Origin of the sequence: Brevundimonas albigilva (assembly GCF_023573565.1) — a bacterium.
Taxonomy (GTDB): Bacteria; Pseudomonadota; Alphaproteobacteria; order Caulobacterales; family Caulobacteraceae; genus Brevundimonas; species Brevundimonas albigilva.
The window spans coordinates 2,735,420-2,756,157 of record NZ_CP097649.1; the positions used below are offsets into that span (position 1 = coordinate 2,735,420).

The 20,738-nt window shown below is 71.0% G+C and carries 23 protein-coding genes; 8 read left to right on the plus strand and 15 right to left on the minus strand.

Going from position 1 to position 20,738, the window contains the following annotated elements; all coding sequences use genetic code 11:
* The first annotated feature begins 17 nt into the window (after positions 1–17).
* Positions 18–1,289, plus strand: coding sequence for a flavin monoamine oxidase family protein (locus M8231_RS13560; RefSeq protein WP_249749518.1), 1,272 nt, complete (start codon positions 18–20; stop codon positions 1,287–1,289).
* Here the strand turns inward: M8231_RS13560 and M8231_RS13565 are convergent.
* On the minus strand, positions 1,286–2,155 hold the full coding sequence (locus M8231_RS13565) for an ATP-grasp domain-containing protein (protein ID WP_249749517.1): 870 nt from the start codon (positions 2,153–2,155) through the stop codon (positions 1,286–1,288). The genes M8231_RS13560 and M8231_RS13565 overlap by 4 nt on opposite strands.
* Before the next feature lie 82 nt (positions 2,156–2,237).
* On the opposite strand from M8231_RS13565, the gene M8231_RS13570 reads away from it, so the two are divergent.
* Together M8231_RS13570 and M8231_RS13575 are read left to right on the plus strand one after the other, a co-directional pair.
* A complete protein-coding gene (locus M8231_RS13570) occupies positions 2,238–2,654 on the plus strand; it encodes a (deoxy)nucleoside triphosphate pyrophosphohydrolase (protein WP_249749516.1) in 417 nt (138 codons plus the stop codon).
* Between the two features lie 76 nt (positions 2,655–2,730).
* Positions 2,731–3,630 (plus strand): dienelactone hydrolase family protein, encoded by a 900-nt coding sequence (locus M8231_RS13575; RefSeq protein WP_249749515.1) that lies wholly within the window; start codon positions 2,731–2,733, stop codon positions 3,628–3,630.
* A gap of 64 nt (positions 3,631–3,694) precedes the next feature.
* On the opposite strand, the gene M8231_RS13580 is transcribed toward M8231_RS13575, so the two are convergent.
* The 12 genes from M8231_RS13580 to M8231_RS13635 form a co-directional block, all read right to left on the minus strand.
* Entirely contained in the window at positions 3,695–5,050 is a 1,356-nt protein-coding gene (locus tag M8231_RS13580) for an amidohydrolase family protein (RefSeq protein ID WP_249749514.1), read from the minus strand.
* Positions 5,050–6,528: an amidohydrolase gene (locus M8231_RS13585; RefSeq protein ID WP_250201709.1), complete on the minus strand. Its 1,479-nt coding sequence runs from the start codon at positions 6,526–6,528 to the stop codon at positions 5,050–5,052. Before M8231_RS13585 ends, M8231_RS13580 begins: the two co-directional genes overlap by 1 nt.
* A 100-nt stretch (positions 6,529–6,628) precedes the next feature.
* On the minus strand, positions 6,629–6,907 hold the full coding sequence (locus tag M8231_RS13590; RefSeq protein WP_249749513.1) for a DUF167 domain-containing protein: 279 nt from the start codon (positions 6,905–6,907) through the stop codon (positions 6,629–6,631).
* 73 nt (positions 6,908–6,980) lie between these two features.
* Positions 6,981–9,215 (minus strand): polyribonucleotide nucleotidyltransferase, encoded by a 2,235-nt coding sequence (gene pnp, locus M8231_RS13595; protein ID WP_250201710.1) that lies wholly within the window; start codon positions 9,213–9,215, stop codon positions 6,981–6,983.
* 251 nt (positions 9,216–9,466) lie between these two features.
* Positions 9,467–9,736: a 30S ribosomal protein S15 gene (gene rpsO / locus M8231_RS13600; RefSeq protein WP_249749512.1), complete on the minus strand. Its 270-nt coding sequence runs from the start codon at positions 9,734–9,736 to the stop codon at positions 9,467–9,469.
* A gap of 12 nt (positions 9,737–9,748) precedes the next feature.
* Positions 9,749–10,681 carry a tRNA pseudouridine(55) synthase TruB gene (gene truB, locus M8231_RS13605; protein WP_250201711.1) on the minus strand — a complete coding sequence of 311 codons (933 nt, stop codon included), beginning with the start codon at positions 10,679–10,681 and terminating at the stop codon, positions 9,749–9,751.
* 173 nt (positions 10,682–10,854) lie between these two features.
* Positions 10,855–11,304 carry a 30S ribosome-binding factor RbfA gene (gene rbfA / locus M8231_RS13610; RefSeq protein WP_249749510.1) on the minus strand — a complete coding sequence of 150 codons (450 nt, stop codon included), beginning with the start codon at positions 11,302–11,304 and terminating at the stop codon, positions 10,855–10,857.
* A gap of 66 nt (positions 11,305–11,370) precedes the next feature.
* Positions 11,371–12,057 (minus strand): DUF2459 domain-containing protein, encoded by a 687-nt coding sequence (locus M8231_RS13615; RefSeq protein WP_249749509.1) that lies wholly within the window; start codon positions 12,055–12,057, stop codon positions 11,371–11,373.
* 2 nt (positions 12,058–12,059) lie between these two features.
* Positions 12,060–12,623: a hypothetical protein gene (locus M8231_RS13620; RefSeq protein ID WP_249749508.1), complete on the minus strand. Its 564-nt coding sequence runs from the start codon at positions 12,621–12,623 to the stop codon at positions 12,060–12,062.
* A 39-nt stretch (positions 12,624–12,662) separates the two neighbouring features.
* Positions 12,663–13,160 (minus strand): hypothetical protein, encoded by a 498-nt coding sequence (locus M8231_RS13625; protein ID WP_249749507.1) that lies wholly within the window; start codon positions 13,158–13,160, stop codon positions 12,663–12,665.
* Between the two features lie 53 nt (positions 13,161–13,213).
* A complete protein-coding gene (locus M8231_RS13630; protein WP_250201712.1) occupies positions 13,214–14,161 on the minus strand; it encodes a Gfo/Idh/MocA family protein in 948 nt (315 codons plus the stop codon).
* Positions 14,162–14,165: 4 nt separating this feature from the next.
* The gene (locus M8231_RS13635; protein WP_249749505.1) at positions 14,166–15,323 is read right to left on the minus strand and encodes a DegT/DnrJ/EryC1/StrS family aminotransferase; all 1,158 of its coding nucleotides are present in this window, start codon (positions 15,321–15,323) and stop codon (positions 14,166–14,168) included.
* 179 nt (positions 15,324–15,502) lie between these two features.
* Here M8231_RS13635 and M8231_RS13640 point away from each other — a divergent pair, with 179 nt between their 5' ends.
* The 5 genes from M8231_RS13640 (at position 15,503) to M8231_RS13660 (ending at position 19,432) form a co-directional block, all read left to right on the plus strand.
* A complete protein-coding gene (locus M8231_RS13640; RefSeq protein WP_250201713.1) occupies positions 15,503–16,591 on the plus strand; it encodes an AGE family epimerase/isomerase in 1,089 nt (362 codons plus the stop codon).
* Entirely contained in the window at positions 16,588–17,094 is a 507-nt protein-coding gene (locus M8231_RS13645) for a D-glycero-alpha-D-manno-heptose-1,7-bisphosphate 7-phosphatase (RefSeq protein WP_250201714.1), read from the plus strand. The genes M8231_RS13640 and M8231_RS13645 overlap by 4 nt, the downstream gene beginning before the upstream one ends.
* 70 nt (positions 17,095–17,164) lie before the next feature.
* Positions 17,165–18,046: an alpha/beta fold hydrolase gene (locus M8231_RS13650; RefSeq protein WP_250201715.1), complete on the plus strand. Its 882-nt coding sequence runs from the start codon at positions 17,165–17,167 to the stop codon at positions 18,044–18,046.
* Between the two features lie 45 nt (positions 18,047–18,091).
* The gene (locus M8231_RS13655) at positions 18,092–18,889 is read left to right on the plus strand and encodes a tryptophan 2,3-dioxygenase (protein ID WP_250201716.1); all 798 of its coding nucleotides are present in this window, start codon (positions 18,092–18,094) and stop codon (positions 18,887–18,889) included.
* Between the two features lie 57 nt (positions 18,890–18,946).
* Positions 18,947–19,432, plus strand: a complete 486-nt coding sequence (locus M8231_RS13660; RefSeq protein ID WP_249749504.1) for a PA2169 family four-helix-bundle protein — start codon at positions 18,947–18,949, stop codon at positions 19,430–19,432.
* 59 nt (positions 19,433–19,491) lie between these two features.
* On the opposite strand, the gene rplS is transcribed toward M8231_RS13660, so the two are convergent.
* The gene (rplS, locus tag M8231_RS13665; RefSeq protein ID WP_250201717.1) at positions 19,492–19,917 is read right to left on the minus strand and encodes a 50S ribosomal protein L19; all 426 of its coding nucleotides are present in this window, start codon (positions 19,915–19,917) and stop codon (positions 19,492–19,494) included.
* A gap of 69 nt (positions 19,918–19,986) precedes the next feature.
* Positions 19,987–20,706 (minus strand): tRNA (guanosine(37)-N1)-methyltransferase TrmD, encoded by a 720-nt coding sequence (gene trmD, locus M8231_RS13670; protein ID WP_250201718.1) that lies wholly within the window; start codon positions 20,704–20,706, stop codon positions 19,987–19,989.
* Between the last annotated feature and the right edge of the window lie 32 nt (positions 20,707–20,738).

The following is a 20,738-nucleotide window of genomic DNA, read 5'->3' on the forward strand; positions in this document are numbered from 1 at the left end:
CGTGTTATCTGCCACGCATGACCGTCTCGAACGCCCCTTCCCTGCCCTCGCATGTCGACGTCGCGGTGGTGGGCGCGGGCGCCGCCGGAATCGCGGCGGCCGGGCGGCTGGACGGGGCCGGACGGTCCGTTCTGGTGCTGGAGGCCCGCGAGCGGATCGGCGGACGGGCGTGGACCCAGCCCTTCCACGGCGAGGGCCTGGACATGGGATGCGGCTGGCTGCACTCGGCCGACGACAACGTCCTGGCCGCGCAGGTCGAGGCCGAGGGGCTGACGCTGGACAAGACCCCGCCGCCGTGGGAGCGCCAGGCCTTCAACCACGAGATGACGCCGGCCGAGCAGGCGGATTTCCGCGCCGACTTCGCCGCCTTCGAGGATCGCGTCCATCAGGCGGCGACCCGCGGCGAGGACCGGCCCGCCGCCGACCTGTTCGACCCCGACAGCCGCTGGAACGCGCGCATGGACGCCATCTCCGGCGCCCTGAACGGCGCACGCTTCGCCCAGGTCTCGACGCTGGACTACGACGCCTATGGCGACACGGGGGTCAACTGGCGGGTGCGCCAGGGGTACGGCCGGCTGATCGCCGAACTGGCGCGGCCCGTCGCCGGACGGATCGCCACGGCCTGCCCGGTGCGGCGCATCGATCGTTCCGGCCCGACCTTGCGGCTGGAGACCGGGCGGGGCGTCGTGACGGCGGACGCCGCCATCCTGACCGTGCCCAACAGCCTGATCGCCGCCGAGGCCGTGCGCATCGACCCGCCGGTCGCCGCCTGGCTGGACGCGGCTGCGGGCGTGCCGCTGGGCCTGGCCTCCAAGGTCCACATGACGGTCGCGGGCGCCGAGGACTTTCCCGCCGACGGCCAGCTGTGGACCCGCAGCGACACCGCCCAGACCGGGGGCTATCATCTGCGCCCCTTCGGCCGGCCGATGATCGAGGCCTATTTCGGCGCCGACCTGGCCTGGGGGCTGGAAGCGGAAGGTCCCGACGCGGCCTTCGACTTCGCCTTATCGGAACTGGTCGCGGCCCTGGGTTCGGACATGCGAAAGCGGCTGGAGGCGGTCGCGGTGAGCCGCTGGGGCGCCGATCCGTTTTCGCGCGGGGCCTATTCGCACGCCCTGCCGGGCCGGGCCGGCGACCGCGCCCGGCTGCGCCAGGCGGTCGAGGATCGTCTGTTCCTGGCCGGCGAGGCGACGGCCCCGGCCTATTACGGAACCGCCCACGGGGCCTGGATGGAGGGCCAGCGCGCGGCCGAAGCGGCCCTGAAGGCGCTGGCGTCGCCGGACCGCTAGGCGTCCAGCCGTTCGCGCACCGCCCGGGCGAAGCCCGCGCCGGCGGCCGGGTCGTGGCCCAGGTAGAAGTCCGGCTCGATCAGCTCGGCCTCCATCAGCTTCCACGCGTCGCCGTCGCGCGCCATGTCGACGCGCGCGTACAGCAGCGGCTCGTCGATGGCGGCCAGGACGCGGTCGGCCAGCGCCAGGGCGTCGGCGTCCGGCTGGACGGGCGCATACTGGCCGCCGAACTGAACCTGGATGCGGAAGTCGCCGCCGACGGGCCGCTTGTTGACGGCGTGGCTGAACCGGCCGCCGAAGAACAGCAGCGAGGTCTCGCCCTCGGTCTGGATGGACGGCAGATAGGGCTGGATCATCGCCGCCCCGGTCGGCGGGTCGGTCATCGCCTGGCCGGGCGACAAACGCAGCGTCTTCCACGCCCCGCCCGAGACGGTCGGCTTGACCACGAGCTGTTCGGCGCCCGTCCGGGCGAAGGCGTCGGCCACGACCTCGGGGGTGGCGCGCTCGACCCAGCGGGTCGCGGGCAGGGGAACCCCGCGCTCGGCCAGCCGCGCCAGGTATCGCTTGTCCGAGTTCCAGCCCAGCACCGAGGCGGGATTGGCCAGCGGCAGATCGGCCGCGCGCCAGGTCTCGCAGGCCCTCAGCCAAAGGGGGTGCGCCCGGTGGTAGCCCCAGACCAGAACCGGCAGGATCAGCGGATAGGCCTCAAGGCCCGAGGCGTCCTCCACGTGCTGGGTCCACGGGGTCGGCTCGGCCTGGACGTCGGCCTGGGTCAGCGCTCGGGTCAGCCGCTCCAGCACGCCCGGCCATTGGCCGCTGTAGGACGGGTCGGCGGGATCGGGGGTCAGGACGGCGATGCGGGTCATGGCCTCTCATAGCCAAGCCGGCGCCGCTTTCCGAGCGTCGTCGTCGCGCTTAAGGAGAGGCGGCCGCCTCCGGAGACCCTTCATGACCGCCGACCCGTCCCTTCGCACCGTCCTGGTGGTCGCCGTGGCCCTGATCGACGTGGACGGGCGGGTGCTGATCGCCAAGCGGCCCGAGGGCAAGCAACTGGCCGGCCTGTGGGAGTTTCCCGGCGGCAAGGTCGAGCCCGGCGAACGGCCGGAAGCCGCGCTGATCCGGGAACTGCGCGAGGAGCTGGGGATCGAGGTGTCCGCCTCGTGCCTGTCGCCCTTCGTCTTCGCCAGCCACGCCTATGACGACTTTCACCTGCTGATGCCCCTCTATCTGTGTCGTCGGTGGGAGGGGACGGTCGTGGCGCGCGAACATTCGGCCCTGGCCTGGGTGCGGCCCGAGAAGCTGGCCGACTATCCGATGCCGCCCGCCGACGATCCGCTGGTCGCCTGGCTGCGCGACCTGCTGTAAGGCGCGCCCTTTCGTGACTGGACGGGGCGGCGCGGCCGGACCACTGTCGCCCCTTCCCCCAAGACCGGAGCCGACCATGACCGTCCTGATCCGACCCGAAGGCCAGACCCCCGACGACATGAAACTGAGCCGTCGCGCCGTGGGCGCCCTGGGCGGGCTGATGTTCTCGGGCTACGCCGTGGCCGCCCTGGCCAAGGAGGCCGAGCCGGTCACGACCGACGACGCGGGCCTGACGACCGAGACCGTGAGCTATCCGGCGCCCGACGGCTTCGACCTGCCGGCCTATGTCGCCCGGCCCGAGGGCGACGGGCCCTTTCCGGTCGTGGTCGTGGTCTCCGAGATCTTCGGCGTGCACGACTACATCCGCGACGTCTGCCGCCGCCTGGCCAAGCAGGGCTACGCCGCCATCGCCCCCGCCTTCTTCGTGCGGGTCGAGGATCCGGCGCCCCTGTCGGACATGCAGCGGATCATGCAGATCGTCTCGGCGGCCGGCTACGACCAGGTGATGGGCGACATCTCGGCGACGCTGGACTGGGCCAGCCAGCAGCTGTGGGCCAATGCGGACAAGGTCGGGATCACCGGCTTCTGCTGGGGCGGCAAGGTCGTCTGGCAGGCCTGTGCGCGGTTCGCCGTCATCGACGCGGGCGTGGCCTGGTACGGCCGCCTGGCGCCCGCCGCCGACGCGACGCCGGAGCAGGTCTCGTCGGGCCAGCCGTGGCCGGTCGACCTGGCCGCCGACCTGAAGGCGCCGGTGCTGGGCCTCTACGGCGGCCGCGACCAGGGCATACCGCTGGCCAGCGTCGAACGGATGCGCCAGGCCCTGGCCCGCGCCGGCCAGACGGGCAGCGAGATCGTGGTGTACGACGACGCCCCGCACGGCTTTCACGCCGACTATCGCGCCAGCTACGCCGAGGCGGACGCCAAGGACGGGTGGTCGCGCCTGACCGCGCTGTTCGCCGCCAAGCTCAAGGCCTGAGGCCGGGCGAAACAAAAGGGGCGGAATCGTCGGTCCCGCCCCTTCGCCGTTTCGATGGCCGGCGTCAGTTCCGATAGGCCGGCGGCATCGGCGTCTGCTGGCGGTAGCGGTCGCGCAGCAGAAGCGGACGGCTTTCCAGCGGCTGCTCCACCCCGCCGACGAAGACCGCCGACGGCTGGCTGAGCGGCTCCAGCGGATCGCCGGACCAGACCACCACGTCGCCGGCGGCCCCCGGGGCGATCTGGCCGAACTGGCCCGCCATGCCGAAAATGCGGGCCGGATTGACCGTCAGGGCGGCGATGGCCGCGTCATAGGGCAGGCCGTGCGAGACGGCGTTGCCGGCGTTGTAGCGGGCCTCGCGGGCGCGGTGGGTCGAACCCTCGTTGCCCTTGATGGCGATGACCACGCCCGCCGCGTTCAGCGCCGCCGCATTCTCCATCCGCGCCGCCCGCATCTCGAAGTCGTTGGGCAGGTTGTCGGTCGGGTTCAGCAGCACCGGCACGCCGGCCGCCGCGATCTGGTCGGCGACCAGCCAGCCTTCCTCGGCGCCGTCCAGGATGACCTTGACGCCCTCCTCGCGCGCCAGGCGCAGCACCTGCAGGATGTCCGAGGCGCGGCTGACGGTGACGATCAGCGGCATGGAGCCTTCGGCGACCGGGATCAGCGCCTCCAGGTCGGCGCGCGACAGCATCAGGTCACGCAAGCCCGCCCGCTCATAGGCCGACCTGTTGCGGGCGTAGAGGCGCACCTCGGCCAACGTCTCCTTGAACAGGACGAACTCGGCCCCGCGCGCGCCGCCCGCGACGCCGGCCCCGGCCTCGCCGAAGGGGGCGACCATGGCCACGCGCGGCTTGACCAGGATGTCCTGGCCCCCCGCCTGAAGGTTGGGGCCGAGGTGGATGATCGCCGCCTGGCCCGCGAACAGGCCAGGCTCGTGCAGGCCGCCGTCGCCGACGCCGGCGGTCTCGTCCTCATGGTAGTGGCCGCCCGACGAGCCGGGGTGCTGCGGCACGACCACCGCGCGGGTCACGCCGCCTAGCCGGGCAACCGGCAAGGTGAAGGACCAGGGATCGAGCCCGTAGGACACGTCGAAGGCCGCCGACAGGCTGTTGGAGGCGTTGCGCAGCTCGTTCGTGCCGCGCACCGAGCTGACTTCCGAGCCGCCCAGGCCGGAATCCACGGCGACGAAGCCGGGGGCCACGACCTTGCCCGCCGCGTCGATGACGCGGGCGCCGGCGGGCGCGCCGCCGGTTCCGACCGAGGCGATCCTGCCGTCGCGGATGACGACGGTGCCGTTCTCGATCACCGAGGTTCCGGTCAGGACGCGGCCGCCGACGATGGCCACCGTCTCCTGCGCCAAGGCGGGAGCGGAAACAGCCAGCGCCGCCACGGCGCCGGCGATCAGGTGCGAGAGGCGCATCAGCGGGCTCCTTCGGCGACGTTGGCGGCGGTCAGGGCGTAGCCCGGCTGGCCCAGCTCGAAATCGCTGGTCGGCTGGTAGGCGGGGTCCATGCGGTCGAAGCTGAGCGCGCCGTCGACGAACACCTGGTCGGCGCGGGCGTAAATGGAGAACGGATCGGCGCTCCAGATCACCACGTCGGCGCGCTTGCCGGTCTCCAGCGAGCCGGTCTGGTCGGCGATGCCGATGGCCCTGGCGGCGTTGGAGGTGATCCAGCCGATGGCGTGTTCCTCCGAGATGTTCAGCCCCGCGCGGCGACCGGCCGACAGGGCGGCGGCGGCCTCCTGGTTCAGGCGCTGGGTCAGGATCGGATCGTCGGAGTGGATGACGGCGCACGAGCCCTGTTGCGCGTCGACCAGGGCGGCGTTTTCCTCGATGGCGTCCAGCGCCTCCATCTTGAAGCCCCACCAGCCGGTCCACATGGCCGCGCAGACGCCCGCCTGGGCCAGTTGCGGCGCCAGCTTGTAGGCCTCGGTGGCGTGGTGGAAGGTGGTGATGCGGTAGCCGAACTCCTTGGCGATATCCATCATCACGGCCATCTCGTCGGCGCGGTAGCAGTGGTTCTGGACCAGGATGGAGCCGTCCAGAACGCCGGCCAGGGTCTCGTTTTGAAGGTTGCGGGTGGGGGGCGAGCCCTCGCCGTCCTCGCGCCACTTGTCCCACTTAGCCTTGTATTCGCGCGCGGCGATGAAGGCGGCGCGGTAGCCGGCGACGTTGCCCATGCCCGTCGCCGGGCTCTGGTTGCGCGACCCATAGACGCGCGAGGGATTCTCGCCGCAGGCCATCTTCACCGAATAGGGAGCGCCCGGCATCTTCATGCCCTGCATGGTGATGGAGGGCACGTTCCTGACCGTCACGCCGCGCCCGCCGAACAGGTTGGCCGAGCCGGGCAGGATGTGCAGCGTCGTCACGCCGCCCGCGCGGGCGGTGTTGAAGCCGGGATCCTGGGGCCAGATCGAATGTTCGGCCCAGACCTGGGCGGTGTTCGGGCTGGTCGCCTCGTTGCCGTCGCTCATGCCCATGACGCCGGGGGACGGATAGACGCCCAGGTGGCTGTGCACGTCGATGACGCCGGGGGTGACGTAGCGGCCGCGCGCGTCGATCACCCTGTAGCCGCCCGGAACGGGGGTGGAGGCGTCGCCCACGGCGGCGATCTTGCCGTCGGTCACGACGACGACGCCGTTGTCGATCCTGCGATCCGTGCCGGTCAGGACCGTGGCGCCGACGATGGCGAAATTCTCGCGCGGCAGGCCCTGGTAGGTCGAGGGGAAGGGATCGGGATTGGCCGCGAAATCCAGTCCCGGGGCCAGGGCCCGGTCACGCTGCGGCTTGGCGTTCGCCGCATCGGCGCCGTCCGCGCCCTCCGTCGTCGCACACGCCGCAAGCACGGCGCAGGCGAGAACCGCGAGGCTGGCGCCCCGCAGACGATGTCCGATCATCGATACCCCTTTTCCCGTTGACGCGCCGGAACAGGCGGCGCGCTGAACGCGGTCATAGAAGCCGCTGGGGCCGAGGCCGTCAAAAGGTTTCGGCGCGCCGTCAGCCGCCGCCCAGCCGGGCGCGGACCTGGGCCTCGTCCAGCCCGTCGATCTCCAGCATCTTCAGGCGCGACTGGCCGCCCCGCGACAGGTCGACGGCGCGACGCGGCACGCCCAGGACCCGGGCGATCAGGGCGACCAGGGCGGCGTTGGCCTCGCCCTCCACCGGGCGGGCGCGCACCCGCACCTTCAGCACCGGCCGGCCGTCGGCGTCGACATCCCAGCCGTCGATCCCCTCGCGCGCGGCGCCGGGCTGGAGACGGACGGGCAGGCGGGCCATGCGGGCGCTCCGGAAACGAGAAGGGCCCCGGCGTCGCCGCCGGGGCCCCTCAAGTCTAGATCAACCGATCGGATCAGTCGCGACGGCGACGGCCGCGATCGCCGCCCCGGTCGCCGCCTTCACGCTTCGGACGACCGCCGGTGTCTTCCGACAGCGGGGCCTCGCCGCGCTCGGCGCGCTCGGCGTTGATCTTGTCGGTGATGTCCTCGCCGGTTTCCTGATCGACGACCTTCATCGACAGCTTGGTCTTGCCGCGATCGTCGAAGCCCAGGAACTTGACCTTCACTTCCTGGCCTTCGGACAGGACGTCGGCCGGATTGGCGACGCGTTCCAGGGCGATCTGGGACACGTGGACCAGGCCGTCCTTGGCGCCGAAGAAGTTCACGAAGGCGCCGAAGTCCACGACCTTCACCACCTTGCCGGTGTAGATGGTCCCGACTTCCGGTTCCGAGGCGATGGACTGGATCCAGGCCTTGGCGGCCTCGATCTTCTCCTGCTCGTTGGCGGCGATCTTGATGGTGCCGTCGTCGCCGATGTCGATCTTGGCGCCGGTCTTCTCCACGATCTCGCGGATGACCTTGCCGCCCGAACCGATCACTTCGCGGATCTTGTCGACCGCGATCTTGATGGATTCGATCTTGGGCGCGAACTCGCCCAGTTCGGCGCGCGGCGCCTCCATGGCCTTGTCCATCTCGTCCAGGATGTGCAGGCGGCCGGCCGAGGCCTGGGCGATGGCCTGCTTCATGATCTCCTCGGTGATGCCGGGGACCTTGATGTCCATCTGCAGCGAGGTGATGCCTTCGCGGGTGCCCGCGACCTTGAAGTCCATGTCGCCCAGGTGATCCTCGTCGCCCAGGATGTCCGACAGGATGGCGAACTCGCCCGACGGCTCCAGGATCAGGCCCATGGCGATGCCCGAGACCGGACGGGCCAGCGGCACGCCGGCGTCCATCAGGGCCAGCGACGATCCGCACACCGTGGCCATCGAGGACGAGCCGTTCGACTCGGTGATCTCCGACACCAGGCGGATGGTGTAGGGGAAGTCTTCCTTGGACGGCAGCATCGGGCGGATCGCGCGCCAGGCCAGCTTGCCGTGGCCGATCTCGCGACGGCCGGGCGAACCCATGCGGCCCGCTTCACCCACCGAATAGGGGGGGAAGTTGTAGTGCAGCAGGAAGGATTCCTTGTAGGTGCCGGTCAGGCTGTCGATGTACTGCTCGTCCTCGCCTGTGCCCAGGGTGGCGACCACCAGGGCCTGGGTCTCGCCGCGGGTGAACAGGGCCGAACCGTGGGTGCGCGGCAGGACGCCGACTTCCGAGACGATGGCGCGGACCTTGTCCAGGGCGCGGCCGTCGACGCGGTGGCTGTTCTCGATGATGTCGCGACGCAGGACCTCGGCCTCGCATTCCTTGAAGGCGGCCGAGAACTTGGAGGCGTCGACGCCGTCGGGGTTCTCGTCGGTCTTCACCAGGGCGGCGGCGGCGGTCTTCTTGGCCGCGTCGACGCCCGAGCGACGATCGTACTTGCCGGGGTGGGTGTAGGCCGTCTTGATCTCTTCGCCGACCAGCGACTTGATCGAGGCGACCACGTCCGAGTGATCCTCGGCCTGGAAGTCGAACGGCTCCTTGGCGGCGTGTTCGGCCAGGTCGACGATGGCGTCGATCACCGGCTGCATGCCGGCGTGGGCGAACATCAGCGCCTTCAGCATCAGGTCTTCCGACAGCTCCTTGGCTTCGGATTCGACCATCATCAGGGCGTCCTGTGTGCCGGCGACCACCAGGTCCAGGTCCGAGGTCGGCATCTGGTCGATGGTCGGGTTCAGCACCAGCTCGCCGTCGATCACGCCGACGCGCGCGGCGCCGATCGGGCCCATGAAGGGCACGCCCGAGATGGTCAGGGCGGCCGAGGCGGCGACCATGCCGACGACGTCCGGATCGTTCTCCAGGTCGTGCTGCAGCACGGTGACGACGACCTGGGTCTCGTTCTTGAAGCCCTTGACGAACAGCGGGCGGATCGGGCGGTCGATCAGGCGGGAGACCAGGGTCTCCTTCTCGGTCGGACGGCCTTCACGCTTGAAGTAGCCGCCCGGGATCTTGCCGGCGGCGAAGGTCTTTTCCTGGTAGTTGACCGTCAGGGGGAAGAAATCCAGGCCCGGCTTGGGCGCGCGGCCATAGACGACGGTGGCCAGGACCACGGTCTCGCCGTAGGTCGCCAGCACGGCGCCGTCGGCCTGGCGGGCGATGCGGCCCGTCTCCAGGGTCAGCGGGCGTCCGGCCCACTCGATCGTCTTGCGTTTGATGTCGAACATGTCTCGTCTTTCGTCTCCCGGGCGGCGTATTCCGCGCGGGGTCCCATCATTGGGGCGGATGCGTCGGGCGTTCAGTCCTTCGATCCATGGGCCGCCGCGCCATCGCGGAAGACCCGATGAGGACCGGCATGGCCCTCGCGTCTGCGCCGTGTCAGTCCCGCGGCGCGCGGGCAGGCTTTAGTTACGGAACGAGGCGCGGACGTGACCGCCCGCGCCTCGAAAGCGTTCTTTCGCTCGTCCCGCGCCCCGTCTTAGCGGCGCAGGCCCAGCTTGGCGATGATCGCCTGATAGCGGTCGCTGTCGACCTTGTTCAGGTGATCCAGAAGGCGACGACGCTGCGAGACCATCTTGAGCAGGCCGCGGCGCGAGTGGTTGTCCTTCTTGTGGGTCTTGAAGTGCTCGGTCAGGTTGGCGATGCGTTCCGACAGGATCGCGACCTGCACTTCGGCCGAACCGGTGTCGCCCGTGCCGCGGGCGTTGTCGGCGATCAGTTCCTGCTTGCGTTCAGCAGTAATCGACATCGTAAGGCTCCATCATTGGAGGTTGAAAACGCGGTCGGGTTCTAGGCGACCGGCCCGCAACTGACAGAGGGCGACCAGCGTCTGGCCCTGAAAGGCGGAAACCGTTCGCGACCCGCCCGAAAGGCGGCTCTTGAGGGTTTCGACCTGACGGGGGAGCAGAACGATCGGCCGTCCCTGCCGAAGCGAGAAGGCGTCTTCTGGCGTCACGGCCTGCTCCGGGATGTCGTCCAGGGCGGTCGCGACGGGAAGCAAGCCTTCCGAGGCGGCGCCCCTATGCACCATTTCCTCCAGAGAATCCAGAGTGACCGCATTTTCCGTGCTGAAAGGCCCCACCCGCTCGCGACGAAGGTCCGACACATGGCCTTCCGCGCCCAGGGCCTGGGCCAGGTCGCGCGCCAGGGACCGGACATAGACGCCCTTGCCGGTCAGGATGGTCAGTTCGACATGGTCGGCGTCGGGCGCGGCGCTGACCTCGGCCGAATGGATGGTCACCCGGCGGGCCGCCAGTTCGAAGGCTTCCCCGTCGCGGGCCAGGTCGTAGGCCCGCTGGCCGTCCACCTTGATGGCCGAGAAGCGCGGCGGAACCTGGTCGATCTCGCCGACGAAGGCCGGCAGCGCCGCCCTCACCTGCTCCGGCGTCGGGCGCACGTCGGAGCGGGCGACGATCTCGCCCTCGCGATCCACGCTGTCGGTCGAGACGCCCCAGTTGATCGTGAAGCGATAGACCTTCCGCGCCTCCATCATGAAGGGCACGGTCTTGGTCGCCTCGCCCAGCGCGATGGGCAGGACGCCGCTGGCCAGGGGGTCGAGGGTGCCCGCGTGCCCCGCCTTTTGGGCGTTGAACAGGCGGCGGATGCGGCTGACCGCCTCGGTCGATCCCATCTCGAACGGCTTGTCCAGGCAGACCCAGCCGTCGACGACGTCGCCCTTCTTTTTCCGAGCCATCTAGATCCTCCCCCGTGCTTCACGGGGGAGGGGGACCGCGCGCAGCGTGGTGGAGGGGGCGGACGCCGCACGGGCGTTCGACGATTGGATTCGTGCGAGTTGGACCGACTGCGGAGCGGCGGTCGCCCCCTCCACCACTTCGTGGTCCCCCTCCCCCGCTGCGCGGTGGAGGATCATTGATCGTCGTCCCCGTCGCGCTCCAGGTCGGCGCGGACGCGGGGGTCGGCGAACAGGCGGTCCATGTGGCTGGCCGTGTCGAAGCTCTCGTCGTGGCGGAACTTCAGGTCCGGCGTGAACTTCATGTCCAGCTTGGGTCCCAGGCGCCCGCGCAGGAATTTGGCGTGAGCGTTCAGGGCCTTGATGATCTCGCTCTCGTGGCCGGTCGTCTCGGCCGCGTCCACGCCGGCGCCCAGGGGCTCGACGAAACAGGTGGCGTGGCGCAGGTCCGGGCTCATCCGCACCTCGGTCACGGTGATCGACACGCCGGCCAGCGCCTCGTCGTGGATTTCCTCCTCGCGCAGGATGTCCACCAGGGCGTGGCGGATCAGTTCGCCGGCGCGAAGCTGGCGCTGGCTGGGGCCCATCGGACCCGAGGCGTTGCGGGTGTGCTGCTTGCGGGCCATCGGCCTCACTCCTGTTCATCGCCCGCCGGGGCTCGGACCCGGCTGGAAAAGCGAAAGGCGGGCGGTCTAGTCCCCGCGGCCGCCGGTGTCCAGCGCGGCGGCGCGCGCGGCGTCCATCACCTCGGCCGAAAGAGCCGACCGCACAGGCCGGACGCCCACGCCCCCGGCGGCCAGCACCTGGGCCGTCCAGTGGTTGCACAGATGGACCAGCGAGAAGGTCTCGCGGCTGGCGAAGAAGCGCGCGTCGTCGCCCGGCCGCGCCGCCGCCAGGCGCGGCGCCCCGTCCGAAAGAGCCAGCGACGCCTCGATCCGTCCGGCCATGCGCGAGAAGGCGGCCGGCGAGACCGTCAGGGCGGCGACCCGCGCGGGTTCCGCGCTGCGTCCGGGATCGCCGGTCTCGGGATCCAGCATCACCACCGACGGATTGCCCGGCCTGAGGAAGGCGCGCGCGCCGTCCGGCAGCCGGCCCCGGATCGGGCTCTGGTCGACATAGAATTTCGCGTCGCCCCAGCCCACGCGGACCCAGTCGCCCGGCCCCAGGGACCGCACGGCCTGGGCCAGGGGCCCGCCCCGCGCCTCCAGCGCCCGGCGCGGCAGGGCCACGTCGGTGTGAAAGCCGTTGTCCAGGAGGCGGACCGCGATCCCCGCCTCCGCGCCGCGGGGCGCGAGATCGGCCGCCACGGGCGTCCGCCAGGTCAGCAGGGCCGCCGCCGCGCCGGCCAGGGCGCCGAGCAGGCCGGCCTTGCCCCCCATGGTCAGCGGCGGCCCAGCGCGCGCACGGGGCACAGGGCGGTCGGCGAGCGGTTCGCGCCCGGCGGGTCGCCCGCCCGCAGCGGCAGGATGTCGACGCCGTCGGCCCGCACCGCCAGGGCCAGCCAGCCGGGCGCGCCCTCGGCGCACAGCGGCGCCGCCCCCGACGCCACCCGCCGCACCTCGATCTGGACGTTGGACGGCGTGTTCAGGGCGGTGGCGTAGGACACCCCCTGGGCGACCGGCTCGGAGGCGGCCGCCAGCCGGTGCGGCGCGGTGACGATCCGCGCCTGCCCGAACGCCAAGGTCGCGCCCTCGACGCGAAGCGCCAGTCCGTCCGCGCCGACATAGTCGCCGGACAGGATCAGGTCGTTGACGGGCGGCGGGGCCGGCCGTCGCGACGCCGCGGGCGTGGGGCGCGGCGCGGACGTCAGGGTCATCAGGCGATGCAGCGCCGGCTCCACCACAAGCGCTCCCAGGGCCGCGAACAGCAGGGCGCAGACGACCGCCGCCGCCAGAGCGGTCGGGCCGGGTCGGGCCGCGCGGGACGAGAGGACAGCCGTGCTCATCGCCCCAGCATAACGCGGCGGCGAGAGAAGCGAGAGCGCCTATTCGACCGGCGACGGGGCCGGCGCCGTGGCCCATTCGCCCCGCCAGGCGTAGCTCAGCGTCACGCAGTGACGGAAGGTCCCGTCGGCCCAGCGGCCCACGGCGTGCATCGTCAGCGGCCGCGCCGCGCGCACCCGCCCCGCGACCAGCCAGGCCGCATCGGCGCCGGGACACAGGGCGCGCGACAGGCCCCGCCCGTCGCCCTCCTGAGCGATCGCATAGACGTCGCTTTCGGACGCGCCCGGCTCCAGGGCGCGCCGCACCCCGTCCGGCCCGCCGCGCTCCAGCCGCGCCGAGCCGCGGCTCGTGGTGGAATACAGGCCGTTCAGCCGCACCGCCCCGAACAGACCGCGCTCGACCTCCAGCGTCAGGCCGCGCGTCATCGCCTGGGTGACGCGGTCCGCCGCGTCGTAGGCCAGAAACCGCGTATCCGCCCGTGCGGGCGCGGCTGCGGCGACAACCAGCGTGGCGGACAAGACGACGGTCGGGATGCGCATGGTGTGTCTTTTCCGGACCTTTGCGTCAGGATCGCGGCGTCGCAGCGCCTGGGTCAGGCCTCGCCCAGGCAGCGCAGGGCGACCTGCAGGTTCCGCAGGCCGTCCTCTCCGGTGACGGCCGGGGGCTCGCCGGTGTTGATCGCGCTGGCGAAGGCTTCCAGCTCCTTCCTCAGCGGCTCGGCCGGCCAGCTGTTCAGCATCCGCGTCGAATAGGAGCCGTCGGGCTGCTGGCCGAAATATTCGGTGACCTGGCGGGTGATCAGGTCGGCGACCACGAACTTGGACTTGGTCGCCACCTGCAGGGTGCGGGTCTTGTAGGGCGTGACCCAGTTGGTGGTGATGTGGGCGATCACGCCGTTGTCCAGCCGGAACTGCAGCAGGGCGGTGTCCTCGCGCTCGGCGCGGGTGCGGGCCAGCTGCGGCTGGACCTCGACGATCTCGGAGGCCGTCAGGTGGCGGATGATGTCGATGTCGTGCACGGCCAGGTCGATGACCACCCCGACCTCGCCCATGCGCGGCGGGAAGGGGCCGACGCGGGTGATCTGGATGGAGATGATGTCGTCGTCCTGAACGGCGCGCTTGACCGTCTCGACCGCCGGATTGAACCGTTCGACCTGGCCGACCATCAGGACGCGGCCATTGGCCCTGGCCGCGTCGATCATGCGCTGGGCGTCTGCCACGGTCGCGGCGATGGGCTTTTCGACCAGGACGTGGACGCCCTTTTCCAGCAGGGCGACGCCGATGTCGGCGTGGAAGCGGTTGGGTGTGGCGACCACGGCCGCGTCCAGTCCGGCGTCGACGAAGGCCTGGGCCGTCGTGACCGGCGCGGCCCCATAGGCGGCGGCCACGCCCTCGGCCGTCACGGCGTCGGGATCGAACAGGGTCGTCAGGTCGAACTCGCGCATGTCGGCGGCGACCCGCGCATGGTTGCGGCCCATGACGCCGACGCCGGCGACGCCGAGCTTGAGGGGGCCAGTCTTCAAGGGGAGGGAGCTCGGCATGGGATCAACCCTTGTAGGAAGCGACGGCGGCGATGACCTTGTCCTGGGTCGTCTCGTCCAGGTCCGCGTGCATGGGCAGGCTGACGACCACGTCCTTCAGCCGTTCGGTGACGGGCAGGCCGCCTTCGCCGCGCGGATAGTGTTCATAGGCCGGCTGCAGATGCAGCGGGATCGGATAATAGACGGCGGTGGGCACGCCCTCGGCCTTCAGATGCGCGGCCAGGCCGTCGCGGTCGGCATGCTCGATCGTGTACTGCGCCCAGTTGGAAATGTTTCCGGCCGGCACGTCCGGGACCTTGGCGACGTGGGGCCGCAGGGCCTCGTTGTAGCGGCCGGCGATGCGGTTGCGCCATTCGATCTCCTGGCCGAAGACCTTCAGCTTCTCGATCAGGACGGCGGCCTGGATGGTGTCCAGACGGCTGTTCAGGCCGATCCGCATGTTCAGGTATTTGGGGTCGTGGTCGAAGGTGCGGTCCTTCAGGTCCACCGCCACCGCCTTGCCGTGCACCCGCACGGAATCCATCAGTTGCGCCAGTTCGTCGTCGTCGGTCAGCACCGCCCCGCCGTCGCCGTAGCAGCCCAGCGGCTTGGCCGGGAAGAAGCTGGTGGTGGTGACGTCGGCCCATTTCAGCGGATGGTCGCCGCCGACCGTGCAGCCGAAGCCTTGGGCCGAATCCGAGATCAGCTTCAGCCCGTGCCTGTCGCAGATGGCCTTGATGGCCGGATAGTCGGCCGGCTGGCCGAACAGGTCCACGGCGATGACCACGCGCGGGGTCAGGCGCCCCTCGGCCTTGATCCCCGCGATGGCCCGCTCCAGCGCGGCCGGGTCCATGTTGTAGGTGTTCTCGTCCACGTCGACGAAGACCGGCTCGGCGTCGAACCAGGGCACGACCTCGGCGGTGGCGGCGAAGGTGAAGCTGGGGACGAAGACCGCGTCGCCGCGCCCGATCCCCCACGCCATCAGCGGCAGGGCCAGGGCGTCGGTGCCGTTGGCGCAGCCCAGGGCGTGCCTGGCCCGGCCGAAGACGGCCAGGTCGGCCTCGAACTGGCGGACCTGCGGGCCCATGACCCAGGCGCCGCCGACCACGGCCTCCTGGACGGCGGCCTCGATCTTGCCGCCGAGGCGAAGGCGCTGGGCCTGAAGGTCGATGAAGGGGATCATGGTTCGCTCTCCACGCAGAGTCGGGCGGCGGCGCGCATCGGGCCGCAGGGATCGTCGTCCCTAGCAAACCCGCGCGGAGGGACCAAACCGCGGGGCGTCACTTCGCGTTGCCCTTTGCAACGAGCGGCTGGGCGACGCCGCCCCTTGGCGGGCGCCGCCGGACCGCCTAAGCCGAGGGCATGACCGATCTATCCGCCGCCCGGACCCGCGTCGCCGACTGGCTGTTCGACCAGGCCCTGCCGCTGTGGGCCGCGCGGGGGGCGGACGACCAGGGCCGGTTCTGGGAGCTGCTGGACTTCGACGGCCGGCCGGCGCCCGGCGCCCGGCGCCGCACCCGGGTCCAGGCGCGCCAGGTCTATGTCTTCTGCGAAGCCGCCGCCCTGGGCTTCGAGGCGGGCCGGGCGGTCGCCCGCGCGGGTCTGGACGGGCTGATTGCGACCTGCCGCCGCGACGACGGCCTGTGGGTCTCGGCCACCGACGACGCGGGCGCCGTGACGGATCCGACGCCCGACCTCTACGACATGGCCTTCGTCCTGTTCGCCCTGGCGGCGGCGCACCGGGTGCTGGGCGATCCGCGCGCCCGGCCGCTGGCGCTGGAGACCCTGGCGGCGATCGACGCGTCGATGGCCGCGCCTCACGGCGGCTGGAACGAGGCCCTGCCCGCCCGGCTGCCGCGCCGCCAGAACCCGCACATGCACCTGCTGGAGGCGATGCTGGCGTGGCAGGCGACGGCGCCCGATCCGGCGTTCGAAGCCGCCGCGCGCGAGAGCCTGCGCCTGAGCCGCGCCCATTTCCAGGTCGACGGCGCCCTGCGCGAATTCTTCACCGAGACCTGGGCCCCGGACCCGCGGACCGGCCACATCGTCGAGCCCGGCCATCTGGAGGAATGGGCCTGGCTGCTGACCCAGGCCGAGCCCCTGGGGCTGGACACGGCCGAGGCCGCCCCCGCCCTGCACCGCCGCGCCTGGGATCAGGGCCGGCGCGACGGCTTCCTGATCCGCGAGATGGACGACCAGGGCCGGCCGGTCGACGCCGGCTGGCGGCTGTGGGCCCAGACCGAGGGCCTTCGCACCTGCCTGCTGTTCGACCCGGACGCGGCGGCCGCCCTGACCGAACGGATCTTCGACGTCCATCTGGCGACCGAGACGCCGGGCCTGTGGATGGACAGCTACGACGCCGACGGACGCCCGGCCGACACGGCCGTGCCCGCCTCGACCCTGTATCACCTGATGACCGCCTTCACCGCCCTGCTGGAGACCGGGCGTTGAGCCATCCCGGCGCTTTTCTGGATCGCGACGGCGTGCTGATCGAGGACAGCGGCTATCCGCACCGGGACGAGGACCTGAAGCTGATCCCAGGCGCGGCGGTGGCGGTGCGGCGGCTGAACGCGGCCGGCTATCGCACGGTCATCGTCACCAACCAGTCCGGCGTCGCGCGCGGCCTGTTCGACGAGGACCGGATGCACGCCTTCAACGCCCTGCTGACGGCGCGGCTGGCGAGCGAGGGCGCGCGGATCGACGCCGTCTACGCCTGTCCGTTCCACGCCGACGCCGTGGTCGAGCGCTACCGCCATCCCGACCATCCCGACCGCAAGCCCAATCCCGGCATGATCCTGCGCGCCGTGGTCGAGCATGACATCGACCCGGCGCGGTCCATCCTGATCGGCGACCGGGGCAGCGACATGGAGGCGGCGCGGCGCGCGGGTGTTGAGGGCCTGCTGTTCGAGGGCGGCGACCTGGACGCCTTTGTGCAGGGGCGCCTGCGCCTCTGACGCGGCCGGCGCCGCATCGCATTTCCCTCCGCGATGAATTACGCTGGCGGAAAACGAGGGAGATGACGCCATGACCGCCTCCGGGACCTTCGCCGAACGTCGCTGGACCTCGCCGGACGGCCTCAGCCTGTTCGCGCGGGACTATGCGCCCGGCTCGGGCGCCGCGAAGCCGCCGGTGATCGCCATCCACGGTTTGACCCGCAACAGCGCCGACTTCGGGGCCGTCGCGCCCCTCTTGGCCCAGAGCGGCCGGCGCGTGCTGGCGGTGGACGTGCGCGGCCGCGGCCTGTCGGACCGCGCCCCGGACCCGATGACCTATACGCCCGACGTTTACGCCAGGGACGTGCTGGCCCTGATGGACCAGGCCGGGATCGAGCGGGCGGTCCTGCTGGGCACGTCGATGGGCGGGCTGATCACCATGGCGCTGGCGGCGATCAGGCCGCGCGCCATCGCCGCCGCCATCCTGAACGACGTCGGGCCGGAGGTGGCGGCCGAGGGCCTGGCGCGGATCGCCGCCTATGCCGGCCAGCCGGTCGAGATCGGCGACTGGAGCGACGCCGCCGCCTATGTCCAGCGCACCAACGGCGCGGCCTTTCCGCACTATGGCCCGGCGGACTGGGACGCCTTCGCCCGTCGCGTCTTCCGCCAGCAGCCGGACGGCGAGATCGTGCTGGACTACGATCCCGACATCTCCGCGCCCATCCGCGCGGCGGGGGCCAAGGCCCTGGTCCCCAACCTGTGGCCGTGGTTCCGGCGGCTGGCGAAGAAGCGCCCGACGCTGCTGATCCGGGGCGCGACCTCGGACCTGCTCAGCCCCGCCATCGCGGAAAAGATGCGCAAGGCGGCCCCCGACATGGCCTTTGCGGAAATCCCCGGCGTCGGCCACGCCCCCATGCTGGACGAGCCGGAGGCCAAGGCCGCCATCTTCGAATTCCTGGCCGGCCTGGACTGAGGCGCCGCCCTTGCGCCCGCTCCGCCGCCGGGCGATAGGCGCACGATGACCCGTTCCAGCGACATGACCTACGCCGGCTATCTGGCGTTGGACGACCTGCTCTCGACCCAGCATCCGCTGTCCGACCAGCACGACGAGATGCTGTTCGTCGTCATCCACCAGACCAAGGAGCTGTGGCTCAAGCAGATCCTGCACGAGGTCGCCCTGGCCCAGTCGCTGATCCGCGTCGGCGACCTGGTCCCCGCCTACAAGAGCCTGGCGCGGGTCAGCCGCATCCAGTCGGTGATGACCCAGAGCTGGGACATCCTGTCGACCATGACCCCGGCCGACTATCTGAAGTTCCGGGGCGTCCTGGGCTCGTCCTCCGGCTTCCAGAGCGACCAGTTCCGGCGTTTCGAAACCCTGCTGGGGCTGAAGGACCCGACCTTCCTGAGGTTCCACGAGGACCGGCCCCAGGCCCATGCGGCGCTGAAGGCGGCCCTGGCCGAACCCAGCCTCTATGACGACGCCCTGGCCCAACTGGCCATCGCCGGCCTGCCGGTCCCGGCCGAGGTGCTGAACCGCGACGTGACCCAGCCCTATGAACCCTCCGAGGGCGTCGAGGCGGCCTGGCTGGAGGTCTATCGCGACACCGAACGCTGGTGGCCGCTGTATCAGCTGGCCGAGAAGCTGGTCGACCTGGACGACGCCCTGCTGACCTGGCGGCACAAGCACGTGGTCACGGTCGAGCGGATCATCGGCCGGCGGCGCGGCACGGGCGGCACCGAGGGGGTGGCCTATCTGGCCTCGACCCTGACGCGGCGCTGCTTTCCCGAACTGTGGTCGCTGCGCACGAAACTTTGACGCAACCGGGCCCCGTCGCTCCGGGTTTCATCCTCGACCGCAAAAGGAGCGATCGAGATGAGCACGCCCAACGATCATGACATCAAGGTCCTGAACGGCCTGATCGAGACCACGCTGGACAGCGCCGACGGCTATCGCGAGGCGGCGACCGAGACGCAGGACCCGCACTACCGCACCCTGTTCGAACGGCGGGCCGAAGAGCGTCGCCGGGTCGTCGACGACCTGTCCGCGGCCGTGCGCGGCATGGGCGGCGATCCGGAGGCCGAGGGCTCGATCCTGGCCAAGGCCCACCGCGCCTTCCTGGACGTCAAGCACGCCCTGCTGCGCAACGACGATTCCGTCGTCGGCTCCATCGAGAACGGCGAGGGCTATATCGCCCAGAAGTTCGAACGCGCCCTGCGCGACGGCGAGATCTCGGCCACCACGCGCGAGACGGTGCGCCGGAACTACGAGGCGGTGAAGGCCGGCCACGACCAGATGCACGCGTTGAAGCAAAGCCTGCAGAGCCAGCGCGACGCCTCCAGTCCGCTCTATCCGACCTAGAAGGACAAAAGGCCCGGCGTCGCCGCCGGGCCTTTCTCATTTCAGGGTCGAAGCCGAAATCAGGCTTCGTCGCCGGCCTTGTCGGCCGTGCCGGATTCCGGCACCACGGCGCCCTTGGCCGGGCGGACGGTCTGGCGTTCGGCGATCCGGGCCGACTTGCCGCGACGGTCGCGCAGATAATAGAGCTTGGCGCGCCGAACGACGCCGCGACGCTTCACCTCGATGGATTCGACGTTCGGCGACAGGATCGGGAAGCGGCGCTCCACGCCCTCGCCGAAGGAGATCTTGCGGACGGTGAAGGTCTCGTTCACGCCCGTGCCGTCGCGGGCGATGCAGACACCTTCGAAGGCCTGGACGCGTTCGCGCTCGCCTTCCTTGATGCGCACGTTGACGCGCAGGGTGTCGCCCGGCTGGAATTCGGGAATCTGGCGTTCGCCGAGAACGCGGGTCTTTTCTTCGGCAGCGAGCTGCTGGACGATGTTCATGTCATTCTCCTCGGGCTTTTCCGCCCTTTAGCTGTCAGTTGGCGGGGCGAACCCCGCAGGTCCGCAAGGTCAAGCCTTGCGGTGGTGAGCGAGATGGGCCGCCCAGAGGTCCGGACGCCGCTCCCGCGTGGTCGTCTCCCGTTGCGCCTGGCGCCATTGGTCGACCTTCTTGTGGTCGCCCGACAGCAGCACCTCGGGAATATCCAGCCCCTCGAACGTCCGCGGTCGCGTGTACTGCGGATGCTCCAGAAGCCCGTCCTCGAAGCTTTCGGACGACAGGCTTTCGCCTGAGCCGAGCACGCCGGGGATCAGTCTTACGCACGCCTCGATCGCCACCATCGCCGCCGCCTCGCCGCCGGCGAGAACCGCGTCTCCGACGGAGACCTCCTCGAACCCGCGCGCGTCGAGCACCCGCTGGTCCACCCCCTCGAACCGGCCGCACAGCACGACGATCCCGTCGGCCTTGGCCCATTCCCTGACGCGCGCCTGGGTCAGGGGCCTGCCCCTGGCGCTCATGTACAAAAGCGGCCGCCCCGGCCCCGGCAGGCTGTCCACCGCCCGAGCCACAACGTCCGCCTTCAACACTGCTCCCGGGCCGCCCCCCGCGGGGGTGTCGTCCAGGAAGCCGCGCGTATCTGTGGAAAAGGCGCGGATGTCAACCGTTTCCAGGCTCCACAGCCCCTTCTCGCGCCAGGCCGTGCCGATCAGCGACACGCCGAGCGGGCCGGGAAAGGCCTCGGGGAACATGGTCAGGACGGTCGCCTGAAAGGGGGGGGCGGTGAACGGCATCGCCGCGCCCTTAGCGCCAATAGGCCCGCAAG

Bases quoted from the DNA above. Each gene is read 5' to 3' on its own strand.
- truB (WP_250201711.1), bottom strand. From the start codon at position 10,681: ATGGCTCGGAAAAAGAAGGGCGACGTCGTCGACGGCTGGGTCTGCCTG.
- rbfA (WP_249749510.1), bottom strand. From the start codon at position 11,304: ATGGCCCGCAAGCAGCACACCCGCAACGCCTCGGGTCCGATGGGCCCC.
- M8231_RS13625 (WP_249749507.1), bottom strand. From the start codon at position 13,160: ATGCGCATCCCGACCGTCGTCTTGTCCGCCACGCTGGTTGTCGCCGCA.
- M8231_RS13660 (WP_249749504.1), top strand. From the start codon at position 18,947: ATGAGCACGCCCAACGATCATGACATCAAGGTCCTGAACGGCCTGATC.
- M8231_RS13580 (WP_249749514.1), bottom strand. From the start codon at position 5,050: ATGCGCCTCTCGCACCTGATCGCCGGCGCCGTGGCGGCGCTGGCTGTT.
- M8231_RS13560 (WP_249749518.1), top strand. From the start codon at position 18: ATGACCGTCTCGAACGCCCCTTCCCTGCCCTCGCATGTCGACGTCGCG.
- M8231_RS13575 (WP_249749515.1), top strand. From the start codon at position 2,731: ATGACCGTCCTGATCCGACCCGAAGGCCAGACCCCCGACGACATGAAA.
- M8231_RS13630 (WP_250201712.1), bottom strand. From the start codon at position 14,161: ATGCCGAGCTCCCTCCCCTTGAAGACTGGCCCCCTCAAGCTCGGCGTC.
- M8231_RS13570 (WP_249749516.1), top strand. From the start codon at position 2,238: ATGACCGCCGACCCGTCCCTTCGCACCGTCCTGGTGGTCGCCGTGGCC.
- rpsO (WP_249749512.1), bottom strand. From the start codon at position 9,736: ATGTCGATTACTGCTGAACGCAAGCAGGAACTGATCGCCGACAACGCC.
- M8231_RS13585 (WP_250201709.1), bottom strand. From the start codon at position 6,528: ATGATCGGACATCGTCTGCGGGGCGCCAGCCTCGCGGTTCTCGCCTGC.
- M8231_RS13655 (WP_250201716.1), top strand. From the start codon at position 18,092: ATGACCCGTTCCAGCGACATGACCTACGCCGGCTATCTGGCGTTGGAC.
- M8231_RS13640 (WP_250201713.1), top strand. From the start codon at position 15,503: ATGACCGATCTATCCGCCGCCCGGACCCGCGTCGCCGACTGGCTGTTC.
- M8231_RS13620 (WP_249749508.1), bottom strand. From the start codon at position 12,623: ATGAGCACGGCTGTCCTCTCGTCCCGCGCGGCCCGACCCGGCCCGACC.
- M8231_RS13565 (WP_249749517.1), bottom strand. From the start codon at position 2,155: ATGACCCGCATCGCCGTCCTGACCCCCGATCCCGCCGACCCGTCCTAC.
- M8231_RS13635 (WP_249749505.1), bottom strand. From the start codon at position 15,323: ATGATCCCCTTCATCGACCTTCAGGCCCAGCGCCTTCGCCTCGGCGGC.
- rplS (WP_250201717.1), bottom strand. From the start codon at position 19,917: ATGAACATCGTCCAGCAGCTCGCTGCCGAAGAAAAGACCCGCGTTCTC.
- M8231_RS13590 (WP_249749513.1), bottom strand. From the start codon at position 6,907: ATGGCCCGCCTGCCCGTCCGTCTCCAGCCCGGCGCCGCGCGCGAGGGG.
- M8231_RS13615 (WP_249749509.1), bottom strand. From the start codon at position 12,057: ATGGGGGGCAAGGCCGGCCTGCTCGGCGCCCTGGCCGGCGCGGCGGCG.
- M8231_RS13650 (WP_250201715.1), top strand. From the start codon at position 17,165: ATGACCGCCTCCGGGACCTTCGCCGAACGTCGCTGGACCTCGCCGGAC.
- pnp (WP_250201710.1), bottom strand. From the start codon at position 9,215: ATGTTCGACATCAAACGCAAGACGATCGAGTGGGCCGGACGCCCGCTG.
- trmD (WP_250201718.1), bottom strand. From the start codon at position 20,706: ATGCCGTTCACCGCCCCCCCCTTTCAGGCGACCGTCCTGACCATGTTC.